Source organism: Formosa sp. F44 (genome assembly GCF_056238645.1).
Genome location: NZ_JBWDLJ010000004.1, coordinates 169,513 through 187,429 on the forward strand (window position 1 = coordinate 169,513; position 17,917 = coordinate 187,429).

General features: G+C 34.3%; 15 protein-coding genes. 10 read left to right on the top strand and 5 right to left on the bottom strand.

What is annotated here, in order from left to right:
• The first annotated feature begins 75 nt into the window (after positions 1–75).
• A complete protein-coding gene (mtaB, locus tag AC0UBM_RS13520) occupies positions 76–1,407 on the top strand; it encodes a tRNA (N(6)-L-threonylcarbamoyladenosine(37)-C(2))-methylthiotransferase MtaB (RefSeq protein ID WP_475688949.1) in 1,332 nt (443 codons plus the stop codon).
• 41 nt (positions 1,408–1,448) lie between these two features.
• Here the strand turns inward: mtaB and AC0UBM_RS13525 are convergent, their stop codons facing one another.
• The gene (locus AC0UBM_RS13525) at positions 1,449–1,745 is read right to left on the bottom strand and encodes a GNAT family N-acetyltransferase (RefSeq protein WP_414037204.1); all 297 of its coding nucleotides are present in this window, start codon (positions 1,743–1,745) and stop codon (positions 1,449–1,451) included.
• 129 nt (positions 1,746–1,874) lie between these two features.
• On the opposite strand from AC0UBM_RS13525, the gene AC0UBM_RS13530 reads away from it, so the two are divergent.
• Together AC0UBM_RS13530 and AC0UBM_RS13535 are read left to right on the top strand one after the other, a co-directional pair.
• Entirely contained in the window at positions 1,875–2,549 is a 675-nt protein-coding gene (locus tag AC0UBM_RS13530; protein ID WP_414037203.1) for an alpha/beta hydrolase family protein, read from the top strand.
• 42 nt (positions 2,550–2,591) lie between these two features.
• Complete coding sequence (locus AC0UBM_RS13535) at positions 2,592–3,515, top strand: lytic transglycosylase domain-containing protein (protein WP_475688950.1); 924 nt, start codon at positions 2,592–2,594, stop codon at positions 3,513–3,515.
• 83 nt (positions 3,516–3,598) lie between these two features.
• Here the strand turns inward: AC0UBM_RS13535 and AC0UBM_RS13540 are convergent, their stop codons facing one another.
• Both AC0UBM_RS13540 and AC0UBM_RS13545 read right to left on the bottom strand, forming a co-directional pair.
• Entirely contained in the window at positions 3,599–4,168 is a 570-nt protein-coding gene (locus AC0UBM_RS13540) for a DUF2892 domain-containing protein (protein ID WP_434035388.1), read from the bottom strand.
• Positions 4,169–4,174: 6 nt separating this feature from the next.
• Positions 4,175–5,053 (bottom strand): DUF6263 family protein, encoded by an 879-nt coding sequence (locus AC0UBM_RS13545; RefSeq protein WP_475688951.1) that lies wholly within the window; start codon positions 5,051–5,053, stop codon positions 4,175–4,177.
• Between the two features lie 167 nt (positions 5,054–5,220).
• Here AC0UBM_RS13545 and rpmH point away from each other — a divergent pair, with 167 nt between their 5' ends.
• On the top strand, positions 5,221–5,382 hold the full coding sequence (rpmH, locus tag AC0UBM_RS13550) for a 50S ribosomal protein L34 (RefSeq protein WP_038527912.1): 162 nt from the start codon (positions 5,221–5,223) through the stop codon (positions 5,380–5,382).
• 103 nt (positions 5,383–5,485) lie between these two features.
• Positions 5,486–8,338 (top strand): carbamoyl-phosphate synthase large subunit, encoded by a 2,853-nt coding sequence (carB, locus tag AC0UBM_RS13555; RefSeq protein ID WP_434035390.1) that lies wholly within the window; start codon positions 5,486–5,488, stop codon positions 8,336–8,338.
• A gap of 83 nt (positions 8,339–8,421) precedes the next feature.
• On the opposite strand, the gene AC0UBM_RS13560 is transcribed toward carB, so the two are convergent.
• Positions 8,422–9,066 carry a hypothetical protein gene (locus tag AC0UBM_RS13560; protein WP_475688952.1) on the bottom strand — a complete coding sequence of 215 codons (645 nt, stop codon included), beginning with the start codon at positions 9,064–9,066 and terminating at the stop codon, positions 8,422–8,424.
• Between the two features lie 338 nt (positions 9,067–9,404).
• Positions 9,405–10,640: a peptidase T gene (gene pepT, locus AC0UBM_RS13565; protein WP_475688953.1), complete on the bottom strand. Its 1,236-nt coding sequence runs from the start codon at positions 10,638–10,640 to the stop codon at positions 9,405–9,407.
• Between the two features lie 101 nt (positions 10,641–10,741).
• On the opposite strand from pepT, the gene AC0UBM_RS13570 reads away from it, so the two are divergent.
• The 5 genes from AC0UBM_RS13570 (at position 10,742) to AC0UBM_RS13590 (ending at position 17,915) form a co-directional block, all read left to right on the top strand.
• Positions 10,742–11,776 carry a quinone-dependent dihydroorotate dehydrogenase gene (locus AC0UBM_RS13570; RefSeq protein WP_475688954.1) on the top strand — a complete coding sequence of 345 codons (1,035 nt, stop codon included), beginning with the start codon at positions 10,742–10,744 and terminating at the stop codon, positions 11,774–11,776.
• A gap of 4 nt (positions 11,777–11,780) precedes the next feature.
• Positions 11,781–12,407, top strand: a complete 627-nt coding sequence (locus tag AC0UBM_RS13575) for a LysE family translocator (protein ID WP_475688955.1) — start codon at positions 11,781–11,783, stop codon at positions 12,405–12,407.
• Between the two features lie 32 nt (positions 12,408–12,439).
• On the top strand, positions 12,440–13,303 hold the full coding sequence (locus tag AC0UBM_RS13580) for a hydroxymethylglutaryl-CoA lyase (protein WP_475688956.1): 864 nt from the start codon (positions 12,440–12,442) through the stop codon (positions 13,301–13,303).
• An 89-nt stretch (positions 13,304–13,392) separates the two neighbouring features.
• A complete protein-coding gene (locus AC0UBM_RS13585; RefSeq protein ID WP_475688957.1) occupies positions 13,393–16,152 on the top strand; it encodes an outer membrane beta-barrel protein in 2,760 nt (919 codons plus the stop codon).
• Between the two features lie 395 nt (positions 16,153–16,547).
• On the top strand, positions 16,548–17,915 hold the full coding sequence (locus tag AC0UBM_RS13590) for an HTTM domain-containing protein (protein WP_475688958.1): 1,368 nt from the start codon (positions 16,548–16,550) through the stop codon (positions 17,913–17,915).
• The last annotated feature ends 2 nt before the right edge of the window (positions 17,916–17,917 follow it).

The following is a 17,917-nucleotide window of genomic DNA, read 5'->3' on the forward strand; positions in this document are numbered from 1 at the left end:
GCTTTGGTATTACGAGGGAATTAGCCATTACACCGTAGTTTTTTTGTAAATTTGCATTCTTTTAGAAATAATATTATGACTCGACAAAAAGTTGCTTTTTATACTTTAGGCTGTAAATTAAATTTTTCTGAGACCTCTACCATTGCAAGAGATTTTGAAAATGAAGGATTTGACCGTGTAGACTTTTCGGATCCTGCAGATATTTACGTTATTAATACCTGCTCGGTAACCGATAATGCAGACAAGCGTTTTAAAACCATTGTGAAGCAAGCACAAAAGGTAAACCCAAATGCATTTGTTGCTGCTGTAGGGTGTTACGCCCAATTAAAACCACAGGAATTAGCAGATGTAGATGGCGTAGATTTAGTTCTTGGAGCTACTGAAAAATTTAAAATCACAGACTATTTAAACGATTTGTCTAAAAACGATTTTGGAGAAGTCCATTCTTGCGAAATAGAAGATGCCGACTTTTACGTGGGGAGTTATTCTATTGGAGACCGAACACGCGCTTTCTTAAAAGTACAAGATGGCTGTGATTATAAATGTACGTATTGCACCATTCCATTGGCTAGAGGAATCTCTAGAAGCGACGAGTTGGAGAATGTACTTAAAAATGCCAAAGAAATTTCTGAAAAGAATATTAAAGAAATTGTGTTAACCGGAGTTAATATTGGAGATTACGGAAAAGGGGAGTTTGGTAATAAAAAACATGAGCATACGTTTTATGAATTGGTAAAAGGATTAGATACTGTTGAAGGTATTGAACGTCTAAGAATTTCATCAATAGAGCCTAACTTACTTAAAAACGAGACTATAGATTTTGTTTCGAAAAGCAGAACGTTTGTACCTCACTTTCATATTCCATTACAGAGCGGAAGTAACGAGATTCTTAAATTAATGCGTCGTCGTTATATGAAAGAATTATACGTAGATCGCGTAAATAAAATTAAAACAGTGATGCCAGATGCGTGTATAGGCGTAGATGTTATTGTTGGATTTCCAGGGGAAACAGATGAATTATTTTTAGAAACTTTTCATTTTTTAAATGAATTAAATATTTCTTATCTACATGTGTTCACGTACTCTGAACGTGATAATACAGAAGCGGCAAACATGAAAGGTGTTGTGTCTAAAAAGGTGCGTAGTAAACGTAGTAAGATGCTTCGAGGCTTATCGGTTAAGAAACGAAGAGCATTCTACGAAAGTCAGTTAGGAAGCACACACACCGTGTTATTCGAAGGCGAGAATAAAGGGGGATACATACATGGTTTTACAGAAAATTATGTAAAAGTAAAAGCACCTTGGAATCCGGAATTAGTAAATACATTGGAGGATGTAACGTTAACAAAAATAGACGAAGATGGTATGGTTCGGTTTGAGTTTGTTAAAGCCAGTGCATCAGCATAAAATTAAAAAGAGCCACTTTAAAGTGGCTCTTTTTGTAATATTTAAATTCTTACACCTATAGGTAACATACTTCTGTATTGTCTATGTTTTCTTATAAACTTCACTATAGTAGGGCAAGTGGGCATAACGCTTAAGTTTCTCTCTTGGATGTTTTCTAGTACTAAGGTTATAAACTTGTCTCTAAAGGCTTCATTGTCGTGTTCTTCGGAGACAATAAATTTGGTTAAAAAAATCTTTCGTTCTTGGAGCGAGTATTCTATGATTGCTAAATCGTTGTCAATTTTGTATTCAAACTGACGTAAAAAATCGTTGTCTGTTACTTCTGCTGTTTCTATCATAATCATATTTTTAACGAACGTAGTAGTGGGAGGAAAATAGAATTCACTATTTTTGGGTTTCATAAAAAACCTGTTGCAAATTTACGGAATTTTATTATAATATTATAGTGTTTATTAGTTTAATGCCTTATGAGTCAAGATATAATACATGTGTATTTTATGCCTGGAATGGCGGCGAATTCTTCAATTTTTGAATATATAGAGTTGGCAGAAGATCGATTTAAAATACATTTGTTAGAATGGATTATGCCAGAATCAAAAGAAAGTTTGTCGGCATATGCAAAACGCCTGTGTAAAAATATTAAAGAGGAAAATCCTGTTTTAGTAGGGGTGTCTTTTGGAGGGATTTTGGTGCAAGAAATGAGTAAGCATATAAAAACACGTAAAATTATTGTGATTTCTAGTGTGTTAACCAAGTACGAATTACCAAAACGTATGAAATTAGCTAAGGCCACTAAAATGTATAAGTTTTTACCCACGCATTTAGTGCAAGATTTCGAGACTTACGCTAAGTATACGTTTGGAGATGCGGCAACAAAGCGTGTTAAACTATATAAAAAATACCTTTCTGTTCGTGATAAGAATTATTTAGATTGGGCTATAGAACAAGTGGTTTGCTGGGAACAAAAGGAGCCACTTCCTAACACAATTCATATTCACGGTAAAAAAGACGCCGTATTTCCAATTCAGTATATAACCGACTGTATTGAGATAGAAGGCGGTACACATATTATGATTTTAAACAAATTTAAATGGTTTAATGAAAACCTTCCGAAATTAATTTTAGGCGATAACGTGGCTTAAAATTTGATGTGAATTATTACTTTTAAACAAAACTAATTATATATGAAGCGTATCCAAAAAGGATTACTATTTGCAGGTGTATTGAGTGTAGTTGCATTATCGATAAATGCAGTTCAAGACCCTGGAACCGATGAAAATTTTGAAAAAAAACAATTAAACGATTATAATATATATGCTTTGACCATGCCAGAGAAACTGGATTTTGCGGGCGAAGCTTTACCCTTAACAGATCCGGATGTATACGAGCGCATGGATCGCGAACTGTTAGTTAATACCTATTGGCAATCAAATGCCTTGTTATTATTTAAACGTGCCCACAAATACTTCCCAGTAATTGAGCCTATTTTAAAGAAACATGGTATACCAGACGATTTTAAATATTTGGCAGTTATAGAAAGTGGTTTAACAAATGCAGTGTCTCCAGCGGGAGCACGTGGTTTTTGGCAAATAATGAAAACTACAGGAAAAGAGTACGGACTGGAAATAAACGATAATGTAGACGAACGTTATAATCTAGAAATGGCTACAGAAGTGGCGTGCGAGTATTTAAAACAATCTAAAGACCGATTAGGGAGTTGGACTTTAGCTGCAGCGGCCTACAATGCGGGGAATAGAGGTGTAAGTTCGCGATTAGAAGATCAGTTAGTAGGTGATTATTACGATTTATTACTAGGGCAAGAAACTGGTCGCTATGTGTTTAGAATTGTGGCATTAAAAGAGATTATGAAGAATCCTTTAAAATATGGTTTCAATTTTAGAGATAAGGATTTATATAACTTGGTCCCATCGTATACGGTTGAAGTGGATACGGCGGTAACAGATTTCGCAAATTTTGCTAAAGGTTTTGGTATAAACTACAAGATTTTAAAGATTCATAATCCATGGTTGCGAGAATCGTTTTTAAACAATAGTTCAAGAAAATTATATAAGATCGAAATTCCGAACAAAGGATTTTATAAAGAGTAGAAAAATATACAATTGGACACAAATAGAAAACGGCGCTGAATTTTATATTCAACGCCGTTTTTTTATGCTTTTAAAGCGGATTTCTATCGTCTTCCACCTCGAGGCTGTCTGTGTCCTCCAAAATGTTGGTTAGGTGCTTGTGCACGCTTCATGTTTTCCTTCATCATTTTTATCTGATCGGTTAACATACCTTGCTTGTCTAATTTCTGGGCTTCAGATAATAATTTTGTAGCTTCTTGTTTTCTACGTTTAGATAAAGCTATTCCTGCTAAACTTAATTTAGCCATAGCTAAATCATGATCCATATTTAAACCTAAATCAACAGCTTTCTTTAAATATTTTTCAGATTCATTCATGTTGGTCTGAGAAATCATTATGCCGTGTAGGTAGTTGTAATAGCCTTGTTGTTTCTTAACTAAAGCCGTTTCTGGATTTTTAATTTTGTTTAACCATTTTGTCGCACCTTCAAAATCTTGTTTTCTAAGCTTCATAAACGCTAACAGAATAAATTCATTTTTAAAATATAGAAAGATGAAAATAGTTGAAAGTAAGATTAGCATGATACCGTTTCCAATGTTTCCTTCGATAAACTGAAAGACAGCGTATGCAATAATTAAACCGGCGATAACTAATTTTAAGTTCTTGTTGTACATAAGTATTTATTTAATTTTATAAGTTGTTGTAGATGTTATTTTTGTTGGATTATTCTGCGATTCCTTTATATCGGATGCATTGCTCGCTTCAGCATTTACGGTCATTTCATTTATAAAACCGGTGTTTTTATCTGCTATAACTACAATGTTTTGTTTTCCTTTTAATAGTAGGTTAGAAAACTCGTCTTCAATACTCATGCTTAAGGTCGAGTTGGCATTTAAAATAACTGTATCGGTTATTTTTTCTAGGGTCCAAGTGTTTTTAGATTGAATGTCTCCTGTATATTCATTAGTCCAAGTATCTCCAATGCTTACCTTTTGTTTCGGATAAATATGTGTGAGTTGCTCAAAACTATGTGATAAAGATTCGTTACCAAATTCAGATTTCATCGACTCAATCATAAGTTGTTTAGTAAATTCGTCTTGTACTCCAGATAAATTAATCATATTACTAATCATTTTTTCTGCGCCTTGTACCTGTATTATTTTACCAGAATTAGACATCTCTATTTGTAGTTCCGAATTTGTAAGTCCACCAAATATTTTTCCTTCTGTATCGTCCTCTTTAACAGGTTTAGCAGTATCTACATCTACCATCACACCATATTTATTAGAGGTTGTTTTTAGTTTAAACTGATTAAAATGAAATGCTAATGTATAGGTGCTGTCTGTTTTATCTGAGACTTTAAAGGTGTAGTTCTCTTCGAGATTATTTAATATTTTATGTGCGTTACCTTGCTCTTGTCTTACTATATTTTGAGTGGCTTTCTGAATTATAGTTATGCTGTCTCCAATTTTTAAGCGATATTGCAGTAAAGATTGGGCAGATGTGCTAAAGGTGCCTATTAAGGTTACTACTAATATCTTGAGAAAAAATCGAATCATTTGTACGCTAAATTTGACTCTACAAAGAAACTAAAAATTTTACTAAAAAATATTTTTAAAATAAGGTTTGTGTAATAAAAAAGTCTTTGTATATTTGCCCGCAGTTTTGAAGAAACCATCAAGACTTCGTTTAGATAGAATATTGAAGATTTTAAAGATACAAGACAATGAGTAAAAGAACGTTTCAACCATCAAAAAGAAAGAGAAGAAACAAGCACGGTTTTAGAGAAAGAATGGCTTCTGCCAATGGTAGAAAGGTATTAGCACGTAGACGTGCTAAAGGAAGAAAGAAACTGTCTGTATCTTCTGAATCAAGACATAAAAAATAATGATATCAATGTGTTGATATAATAGAAAGGTGTTACTTAATGGTAACGCCTTTTTTTATATCTCGTTTTTATAACTACTTTTGAAATATCTTAATATAATACAATGCCAAAAAATCCAAAGTTAAAATCTATTCTTATCATAGGGTCTGGACCAATTGTAATTGGGCAAGCCTGTGAATTCGATTATTCAGGAACTCAAGCCTTAAGATCGCTTCGCGAGGACGGAATAGAAACCGTACTAATAAATTCGAATCCAGCAACTATCATGACCGACCCATCTATGGCCGATCACGTATATTTGTTGCCGTTAACTACAAAATCGATTGTAAAAATTCTTGAAGAACATCCTCAAATTGATGCCGTTTTACCTACTATGGGTGGGCAAACAGCACTTAATTTATGTATAGAGGCTGATGAAAAAGGAATTTGGAAAGATTTTGGAGTTGATATTATAGGTGTTAATATTGATGCCATCAATATTACAGAAGATAGAGAGCAGTTTAGAGAGTTAATGCTTAAAATTGGGGTCTCAATGGCACCACAAGCAACAGCTACATCTTACCTAAAAGGTAAAGAAATTGCACAAGAATTTGGTTTTCCTTTAATTATTAGAGCATCTTACACCTTAGGTGGTGCAGGGGCTTCCTTTGTTTATAAAGAAGAAGATTTCGACGAATTATTAACCCGCGGATTAGAGATTTCTCCAATTCATGAGGTTATGATCGATAAAGCTTTAATCGGTTGGAAAGAATACGAATTGGAATTGCTTAGAGATGCAAATGATAATGTGGTTATTATTTGTTCTATCGAAAATATGGATCCTATCGGAATTCATACAGGAGATTCTATTACCGTAGCACCAGCGATGACGCTTAGTGATAAAACATTCCAAAAAATGCGTGATATGGCTATCCATATGATGCGTAATATTGGAGATTTCGCAGGAGGTTGTAACGTACAGTTTGCTGTCTCTCCTGATGAAAACGAAGATATTATCGCTATCGAGATTAACCCTCGTGTATCGCGTTCTTCTGCCTTAGCTTCAAAAGCAACAGGTTATCCTATTGCGAAAATTGCGGCGAAATTGGCTATTGGATATCATTTAGATGAATTAAACAATCAGATTACTAAATCGACTTCGGCTTTATTCGAACCGACTTTAGATTATGTAATCGTGAAAATACCGCGTTGGAATTTTGATAAATTCGAAGGTTCAGACAGAACTTTAGGACTTCAAATGAAATCTGTTGGAGAAGTGATGGGTATTGGACGTTCGTTCCAAGAAGCGCTTCACAAAGCAACGCAATCTTTAGAGATTAAACGTAACGGTTTAGGTGCCGATGGTAAAGAGAATAAAAACTACGAACAAATTATCGAGAAGTTAACACATGCTTCTTGGGATCGTGTATTTATTATCTACGATGCAATCGAGATGGGCATTCCGTTAAGTAGAATTCATGAAATCACAAAAATAGACATGTGGTTCTTAAAGCAATATGAAGAATTACATATGCTTAAAAATGAAATCTCTACATTTAAAATCGATACCATTCAAAAAGATTTGCTTTTAGAAGCAAAACAAAAAGGATATGGAGACAGACAAATAGCGCACATGTTGGGCTGTTTAGAAAGTCAAGTGTATAGTAAACGTGAAGAACTTGGTGTAAATCGTGTATACAAGTTAGTAGATACATGTGCTGCAGAATTTCAAGCGAAAACGCCATATTACTACTCTACTTTTGAAAGTGATGTAGAAACTGCCGATGGTAATCGTTATGCAGATAACGAAAGTGTTGTTACAGATAGAAAAAAAGTTATTGTTTTAGGTTCTGGTCCAAACCGTATCGGACAAGGAATCGAGTTCGATTACTGTTGTGTTCACGGTGTACTTGCCGCTGCAGAATGTGGTTACGAAACCATCATGATTAATTGTAACCCAGAAACCGTATCTACAGATTTCGATACAGCCGATAAATTATACTTCGAGCCAGTATTTTGGGAACATATTTATGACATTATTAAGCATGAAAAACCAGAAGGTGTTATTGTTCAGTTAGGTGGTCAAACGGCCTTAAAACTTGCTGAAAAATTAACCAAGTACGGTGTTAAGATATTAGGAACCAGTTTTGAAGCTTTAGATTTAGCCGAAGATCGCGGATTGTTCTCTAATATGTTAAAAGAAAATAATATTCCTTACCCAGAGTTTGATATTGCAACTACAGCAGATGAAGCTTCTGCGATTGCAGACAAACTAGATTTTCCAATCTTAGTGCGTCCATCTTACGTTCTAGGAGGTCAAGGGATGAAAATTGTAATTAATAAAGAAGAACTTGAAAAACACGTTGTAGACTTATTAAGCACAATGCCAGGAAATCAGTTACTTCTAGACCACTATTTAGATGGTGCAATAGAAGCTGAAGCCGATGCAATTTGCGATGGTGAAAATGTTTACATCATCGGAATTATGGAGCATATCGAACCTTGTGGAATCCACTCGGGAGATAGTAATGCATTGCTACCACCTTTTACATTAGGAGATTTAGTTATGGAACAAATTAAAGACCATACTAAGAAAATTGCTTTAGCCTTGAATACTGTTGGTTTAATAAATATTCAGTTCGCTGTAAAAGACGACTTAGTATATATTATCGAAGCCAATCCAAGAGCATCTCGTACGGTACCGTTTATAGCGAAAGCTTACGGAGAGCCTTACGTAAACTATGCAACTAAAGTAATGTTAGGAGCGAAGAAGGTAACCGATTTTGACTTTAAGCCGGAATTAAAAGGATACGCGATTAAGCAACCTGTATTCTCTTTTAATAAATTTCATAAAGTAAATAAGAAACTAGGACCTGAGATGAAAAGTACTGGAGAAAGCATCTTATTTATAGATAACTTAAGAGACGACGAGTTTTACAATATTTACTCGCGAAGAAGAATGTATTTAAATAAATAATAAATACGTTTAGATATAAAAAAATCCTTCCAAATTATTGGAAGGATTTTTTTATGCTTTAAATTTTGTTAAATCTGAAAATCTTATAAAGCGCCACCGCTTTTAAGAACAATATAGGCAAGCGGTATGGTTATGGCCAACATGATTAAAACCGGCTTAGCCCAATCTAACCTTTTGTATTCCGTATTTTTTCCTATGTATTGGTTCCAGAAATATTCAGTTAGAATATAACCTCCAAGAACATTCGCAAGCAGTGCGACGTTGGGATCTAAATTAAATGAGGTGATTAATATAAAAGGAACAAAAAGGTAGCATACGCTAAATAACAAGACTAGCTTTCGTGCTTTAGAATGCCCTGTTTTTTTTAGGTTTAAAATTAATAATACACTTCCAAAAAGCGTAGAGAATAAGATTGAAATAACCAAAATTAATGTTTTAGAATATAACTTCGGCAATGGTTTAGTCTCAGATTTTACGTTTTCAATATCTATAAACGTTGCAGTAGGACTAGGTGTATTTTCTATAACAATCTTTTCTTGGGCAACTTTTTCGGCCATTAAAGCACTATGAGTCGTGTTGATGGCTTCAGAATTAACATCTCTACTTTTTAAAATATCTAAAGCGGTTAATCGTGCTTCGTTAGTATATACATCTTCATTAAAACTAATAGCTTCAAGCTCGTCATTAGTCATTTTATTAAATCGGTATACAAAAATATTATCGGTCATTTTATTATTTAAAGTATTGTAATTTTAGACTGCAAAATACTTGCCAAGATACCAAAACACTAGGTATTATACCTGTAGTAATGGCTTACCCTTTGCATTGTTGAAGCCTAAATATATTTATAGCAAAATTGTATTGTAAATATACCACTATTTTTTTCGGAATGTAAATCCCTCAATCTGTTAAGTCCAGAATAGTGTAATAAAAAAATGTCTGACAAATGGTTTAAATTCATCAGACATTAAATTTTGGCGTTACCATAAAGGTCGCGCTTTACGTTATATCTTTTTTAGCCGCTTATAAAAGCTAAAAAAGGATGCCACTGCAATCGCTAACGCGGTTATTGTTTGGCTGTAAGTTCGGCAATTTTACAAATCACTTCAGTAGCTTTAATCATACTTTCTACGGGGACATATTCGTAACGGCCATGGAAATTATGTCCACCAGCAAAAATGTTAGGGCAAGGTAAACCCATATAACTTAACTGAGAACCATCGGTACCACCGCGAATGGCTTTTATATTTGGTGTAATACCAACTTGTTTCATGGCTTCTTCAGCAAGATCAACAATATGCATTACAGGCTCCACCTTTTCTTTCATATTATAATATTGATCTTTTATTTCGACAGAAACCACGTGACGACCATATTGCGTATTTAACTCGTGGGTTAGTTTTTGCATCATATCTTTACGTGCTTCAAAATGTTCCTTATCGTGATCGCGAATAATATATTTTAAAACGGTGCTGTCTACTTCCCCATTAATATCGGTTAAATGGAAAAAGCCTTCATAGCCTTCTGTATGTTCCGGCGTTTCTAAACGTGGTAAAGAGTTTATAAATTCGGTAGCGATGTACATCGAATTAACCATTTTTCCTTTGGCGTATCCAGGGTGAACAATTTTTCCTTCTACAGTAACTACCGCGCCTGCAGCGTTAAAATTTTCGTACTCTAGTTCTCCAATCTCACTACCATCCATAGTGTATGCCCATGCTGCTCCAAATTTATCGACATCAAATTTATGAGCACCGCGACCAATCTCCTCATCTGGTGTAAAACCTATACGAATTTTTCCATGTTTAATTTCCGGATGCTGTATTAAATATTCCATTGCTGTTACAATTTCTGTAATTCCAGCTTTGTCATCGGCGCCTAAAAGAGTGGTTCCGTCGGTGGTGATTAGGGTTTGTCCTTTATATAAAAGCAAATCTTCGAAATAATCTGGAGATAAAATAATATTTTGCTCGGCATTCAGTACAATATCTTTTCCGTCGTAATTTTCTACAAATTGAGGTTTTACGTTAGCTCCAGAAAAATCTGGAGAGGTATCGAAATGAGAAATAAATCCTATAGTTGGCACATCGTGATCTACATTACTCGGTAGCGTAGCCATAATGTATGCGTTCTCGTCTATAGAAACATCCTCTAACCCGATGGTTTTTAATTCTTCGGCAAGTGCATTAGCAAGATCCCATTGTTTTTCTGTACTTGGGGTTGTATTACTTTCTGGATCCGACTCTGTATCTACGGTAATGTAGCTTACAAAACGGTCTATTAGGTGTTGTTTATTTATCATGAGGACTTCGATTTTAAACAAAAATACTATTATTAATTATTTATGCTTTTTGAATTGTAGGATTTTTTAATTAAAAGTATTTTTGCATAAATAAATCATCCATGTATAAATTATTAATTCGCCCTCTATTCTTTTCTTCAGACCCCGAAAAAGTTCATCACTTTACATTTTCTATGGTGCGATTTCTTTCTAAAATCCCATTAGTACCAAGTTTATTTAGAGCATTATTTGTTGTTGAAGACCAAAAGTTGGAGCGTGAAGTATTTGGATTAAAATTTAAAAATCCAGTAGGTTTAGCCGCTGGTTTCGATAAGAATGCCGTGTTGTATAACGAATTGGCAAACTTCGGATTTGGTTTTATAGAAATAGGAACAGTTACTCCAATTCCTCAAGAAGGAAATCCTAAAAAACGTATTTTTAGACTGATTGAAGATCAAGGATTAATCAATCGTATGGGCTTTAATAATGAAGGTGTCGAAACAGCCATTACGCAACTAAAAAAGAATAAAGGTAAAATTCTTATCGGTGGGAATATTGGTAAAAATACACAAACTACTCCAGAAAATTATACAGCAGATTATATAACATGTTTTAATATGTTACACCCGTATGTCGATTATTTTGTGCTTAACGTAAGTTGTCCAAATGTAGGAAGCCATGCTAAATTAAATGATAAAGATTATCTTCTAGAATTGATAAATACCGTTAAGACAGCAAATAAAACCTTTGGTAAAGAAAAACCAATACTTCTTAAAATTGCTCCAGATTTAAATGATGTGCAATTGGATGAAATTATCGATTTGGTAAAAGAAACCCAACTGGATGGTGTTATAGCCTCGAACACTTCTGTGGATCGCAGTCATTTAAAAGCATCGGAAACAGCGCTTGAAGCGATCGGAAATGGAGGGTTAAGCGGACAACCGGTTAAAGAGAAGAGTACTAAAGTTATTAAATACTTAAGTGAAAAAAGTAATAAAGCATTTCCGATTATCGGGGTGGGAGGAATTCACTCTGCCCAAGATGCTCTAGAAAAACTGGATGCTGGTGCGACTTTAGTACAGATTTATACAGGATTTATTTACGAAGGGCCATCGCTTGTTAAAACCATTAATAAGGCTATCTTAAAACGTAACTAAGCTCGTGGATGTAGACGTATTAGTGTCGTTTGCTTTTGCTACGGCTATTTTGGCCCTTGCTCCAGGTCCGGATAATATTTATGTATTAATGCAAAGTATAACCAATGGGAAATCGTTTGGTTTGGCTACTGTTTTCGGATTAATCTCTGGTTGTTTAGTGCATACCACATTGGTTGCTTTTGGCGTATCGGCTATTATAAAGGCATCAGATTCTATTTTCTGGTTTATAAAAATACTAGGAGCATCCTATTTACTTTATCTCGCGTATAAAGTGTATAAAAGCGATGCCGAAGTTTTATTAAGTTCGGATAATGTTCCAGACAAAACCTGGACTCAGTTATTTAAACAGGGTTTTATTATGAATGTGTTAAACCCGAAAGTCTCTATATTTTTTCTTGCTTTTTTCCCTGGTTTTTTATTTAGTAATACCTTAAGCACTGTAAAACAGTTTTATATTTTAGGCTTTATTTTTATGGGGATTTCATTTGTGATTTTTTCAGTTTTGGCAATTTTAGCGGGCGCAATATCCGAATATATAAAACAGCACAAAGGGGTTGGGCCATTCTTAAAGTGGATGCAAGTGGTTGTATTTACGGGGATTGCAATATTCATATTAATTTCAGAAAAATAATAGTATTTTTATAATCTAAACGCTAATAATTAATGGCAAACGGTGTAAAAGTAATAGAGTGTCCGCGAGATGCGATGCAAGGTATAAAAGCCTTTATTCCAACCGAGCGTAAGGTGCAATACATTCAATCGCTTTTGCGAGTGGGGTACGATACTATAGATTTTGGAAGTTTTGTGTCGCCTAAAGCCATACCGCAAATGTGTGATACAGCCGAAGTGCTTTCGCAATTAGATCTGTCTAAAACCAAAAGTAAAATGCTGGCTATTGTCGCTAATACACGTGGCGCACAAGACGCTTCAAGCCATAAAAATATTGATTATTTAGGCTACCCTTTTTCTATATCAGAAAATTTTCAAATGCGTAATACGCATAAAACCATAGCCGAATCGGTAGACACTTTACAAGAGATTTTAAATATCGCCGATCAGAGGAACAAAGAGGTTGTGGTATATATTTCTATGGGATTTGGAAACCCGTACGGGGATCCTTGGAATGTAGATGTGGTTGCCAATTGGACCGAGCGTTTAAGCAATATGGGTGTAAAAATACTATCGTTAAGTGATACCGTAGGATCTTCTACACCAGAAACTATAGATTATTTATTCTCTAATTTAATTCCGCAATATACCGATATCGAATTTGGTGCGCATTTGCATACGCCTCCTAATTCATGGTTCGAAAAGGTAGATGCCGCTTACCACGCCGGTTGCAAACGTTTTGATGGCGCCATACAAGGATTTGGTGGTTGCCCGATGGCAAAAGACGAGCTTACAGGAAATATGCCTACCGAGAAATTACTGTCTTATTTTACTGTAAAGAAAGAAAATCAGTTAAACGCATTAAGTTTTGAAAGTGCGTATAACGAAGCAACTAAAATTTTTAAAACCTATCACTAAATATTTCTTTAAGGTTTATTTAACATTTGTAGGTTAAACATTTTCAAGTTGGTAAGGTCTAACCGTTAAACCTAACCATATTTGATATTTTGAAAAAATTACTTTTAGTCTTAATTTGCTTATCCTTTTCAGCATCACTATTTGCACAAAAGTTCACTTTAGAGGGTACTGTAAAAGATAAAGACTTAACCGCCTTAGAAGGTGCCACCGTATATCTGCAAAGTATACAAGACAGTATTCCCATATCCTACGGGATTACTAATAAAGATGGTGAATTCTCATTTCCAGTAAATACAGAAGACGATTCTAAAGCGATTCTTAATATTGCTTATATGGGATACAAGCCTTACACGCAGGATATTACTGTGCCTACTGGTAAAGAATTAAATGTGGGTGTTGTCACTATAGAAGAACAAGTCGAAGAATTAAATGTGGTGTCCATTATTGCGCAAGCTCCTCCGGTATTAATTAAGAAGGATACTATAGAGTATAATGCCGACAGTTTTAAAACTTTACCAAACGATAAAGCCGAAGACTTACTAAAAAAGCTTCCTGGGATTGAAATAGATACCGATGGAAATATTACCATGAACGGTATAGAGGTGGAAGCCATAAACGTAGATGGGATGGCCTTTTTTGGCGAAAAAAACGGAGAGATTGCATTAAAAAATCTACCGAGTAATGTTATTAGTAAAGTTCAGGTTACAGATTACAAAACCAATAATCAGAAATTTACTGGAGAGGAATCGGATTCTGGGACCAAAGAAATAAACCTTACCATTAAAAAAGGAAAAAATAGAGCCACTTTTGGAGATGTTAAAGTGGGATATGGAACCGATGATAAATACCAAGCCAATGCCAATATTTTTAAATTAATTGAAGGGAAACAAATAGGACTTATCGGAGGAACTAACAATATTAATATGACTAGAGGTTTTAACGCCCTCCCGGATACAGATACGAGTAATGGTGAAATAGAATCGGATTTTGTCGGTGCTAATTTTAGCAAAGGAAAATGGAATGAAACACGTATTAATGGTAATTACAGATATAGTGCTCAAAGTAATAATAGGGAACAAATAAGTCATACCGAGAATTTTTTACCCGATTTCAATTATATTACCGATTCTGAAACTAAAAGCATTAGCGATTCAGATAACCATAAAGCAGGAGGTGACTTAAAATTTATTATTCCTCCAAAAAATAAATTGTCTAACAATAAGGTTCAGATATCTAACGATATCAATGTAAATACTAGCAGTTCAGAATCTGGCTCGTTAACTACTAAAAAGTCAGAGTATACCAACGGCGATTTAGTTAGCGATTATTATTCCGAAAATCAATCTCAATCCGATAACTATAATATTAATAATGAGTTTGGCGTAACCACGGTTACAGGGAAAAGAGATTATCTAAACATGGCAATCAGTACCGATTTTGCTAAGGGAAATTCCGATAGTAAGAGTTATTCCGAAAATTATATCGAAAGACAAAATGCAACTATTATTCAAGATCAAATAAATAATACAGATACTTACAGTAGTAATATTGGGTTACGCGTATTTTGGAGTAAGGAATTGTTTACTAATTTTAGAATTATGCCTAGATATACGGCTAGTGTAAATTCTCAAGAAAATGAAAAACTTATTTACGACTTTGATGAAGATGAAGACGCTTACAGCAATTTTAACGACATTTTAAGTTCAGATAGTAAATACACGACCACAACAATTAGACCTGCTTTAAGATTACGCTACGAGTATCGTGATTTCCGTTTCGAACTAGAAGGAGGTTATACAAATACCTATAGAAACTATACAGATAAATTGGTTGAAGCTCGCGATTTTAAAGCAGATTTTGAGTATGCAACCTATTCAGGACGAATTCGATACCGTGATGAGAATGGTTATAAGAATATTAATCTAGATTATAATCAGAGTGTTAATTTGCCATCTGTAAGTCAGTTACAACCCGTTTTAGACGAAAGTAATATCACTCATATTCTTATTGGTAACCCGTTTTTAGAACCCGAGGTAAATCATAATATAAATTTTCAATATCAGAATAACCTAGCTTACAATAATATTAACATTACGGGAAATCTTAGAGCTAACTTTGTTCAAGATAAAATTATTAGCTCAACAATTACAGACGAAGATTTAATTAAGTATACGACTTACGATAATATTGATGGGGATTATTTTTACACAGGAAACGTCGCTGTTTCTAAATCATTTTATAGTAAGAAAACAAATATGAATATTAATGGACGATTGAATGGTTCTTACAAAAACTCGTTATCGATACAAAATGGGATCGAGTTTTCAGGTAAAACCACGAATATAAGACCATCTATTTCGTTTAAATATTCGTACGATGATAAATTAGATCTTAGCGCATCTTACAGTTATTCATCAACCGATATTGTTTATGATACCGACGATTTTACCGATAATAAATACTTTGTTCAAGACGTGAACTTTGAAGCATCTATATTTTTTCTTAAAAATGTATTCTTAACAAATAAAGTCTCATACCGTTATAATAGTCGTGTTGGAGATGAATTTGATGGTGATGCCGTTTTCTGGAATGCAGGTTTGGGTATCGAGTTATGGGACAATAAAGCAACTCTAACTCTTGTCGGTTACGATATGCTAGGCAAGAATAATGGCTACCGACGCTCGGTAACAGAAACCTATATTCAGGACGTTGAAAGCAATATTTTAGAACAATATTTTATGTTAAACTTCACCTATAAATTTGGAAGTTTTGCAGGACAGAGAATGAATGTTAGTGGCAGTCGACAACCACGGGGAGGTAGTTCTCGTAGTGGTGGCGGAAGACGATAAATTCTATTACTATTAAAGAAACACCAATTTCGAAAAGTTTAATAAACGAGTAGAAATTGGTGTTTATTTTTTTAATTAGCGGAATGAATGTGAAATGTGCTCAACAATACGTGATTTAATCGAGGTCAAGGCGGATAATAAGAGCTGTTCCCGATACATTAGGAAAGATGTTATAATTAAAAAAAAGAAATGTTTTGATTTTAAGGTGTTTAAAATGAGTTCTATGAGGCGATTTAATGTCTGTTACATATGACATATCAAGAATTATTTTATAATTATTCCGTGTTTTGTTTATCTATCCTAAAAAATATTTAGAAATTTGAAGGAATACCTAACATTTATAGTACGCGAAGTTATATTGTAAATGCAGTCAAAAACACTTCTAATCTTTTAAGATGAATTTAAATACATATTTTCTAAAAACAACAAGTCCGGCACCTTTAGTGGTGTTCCGCGTGTGTTTTGGACTTTTAATGTGTATAAGCTTAATTATTTTTTGGCAGAAAGGCTGGATAGAATCTTTGTATTTAGAACCAAAATTTCATTTTACATTTTATGGTTTCGAATGGGTAAGACCTTTTGGTTTCTATACCTACGCTTTGTTTGCAATTTGTGCCATTTCATCCGTCTTTGTGGCTTTTGGCTTTAAGTATCGTATTTCTATAATTACCTTCTTTTTAAGTTATACGTATATTCAATTTATGGATAAAACAATGTATCAATCGGCGTCTTATTTCATAATGATTTTGAGTTTTTTAATGGTTTTTTTACCGGCCAGTGCATCCTTTTCTGTCGATTCTTTGTTTACGAGACGATCCTATCGTACCATTCCAAAATGGTGTGTAGACAGTGTGAAATTTTTATTTTTTATCGTTTTCTTGTACTCAGGTTTAGCAAAATTAAATTCCGATTGGTTATACCATGCCATGCCTTTAGAGTTATGGTTATCTACAAGTACTAACATTCCATTTATTGGTCCGTCCATATTGCAAGCAAGCTGGTTTCATTATGTCGTGAGTTGGAGTTTTATGATTTTTGAATTAGCCATTCCTTTTCTGTTACTCTATAAACGCACGCGCTTAATCTCTTTTCTTTTACTGGTGGCGAATCAGCTATTCTCCCAGGCTTTATTTCCACTAGGGATGTTTCCGTTAATACTTGTTTTTTGCGCTCCAATATTTTTCTCTTCGCAATGGCATCAAAAAGGACTTTTAACGCTAAGAACATTTTTGTCGCCCATTCGCAACGGTCTACATTTGTCTTCTGCACTAAAAATGACAAAGGATTTTCAATACAGTACGCCCTTACCCATATTTATTGTTGGATTATTCTTTGTGTTTCAACTGTTGTTTCCCTTACGTTATATGTTATACGAAGGCGAATTGTTTTGGACGGGAGAAGGGTATTTATTCTCTTGGCGTACGTCTTTAATCGAAAAATCGGGAGTCACGGAGTTTAGAGTTATAGATTCGGAAACTGGGGAGGAATGTCTAATCGATAATTCGGAGTTTTTAACCCCACGACAAGAACAGCAAATGAGTTTTCAGCCTGATTTTATATTAGAATATGCGCATTATCTGGGAGACCATTATAAACGTCAAGGTTATAATCAGGTTGAGGTGTATGCCGAAAGTATGGTGTCTTTAAATGGGAGAGCTCCTGCGCCGTTTATAGATTCTAGTGTCGATTTATATCAGCAAAAAGAATCTTTTAAGCATAAAAAATGGATCTTACCATTTAAAGATAAAATAAGAGGTTTGTAAAG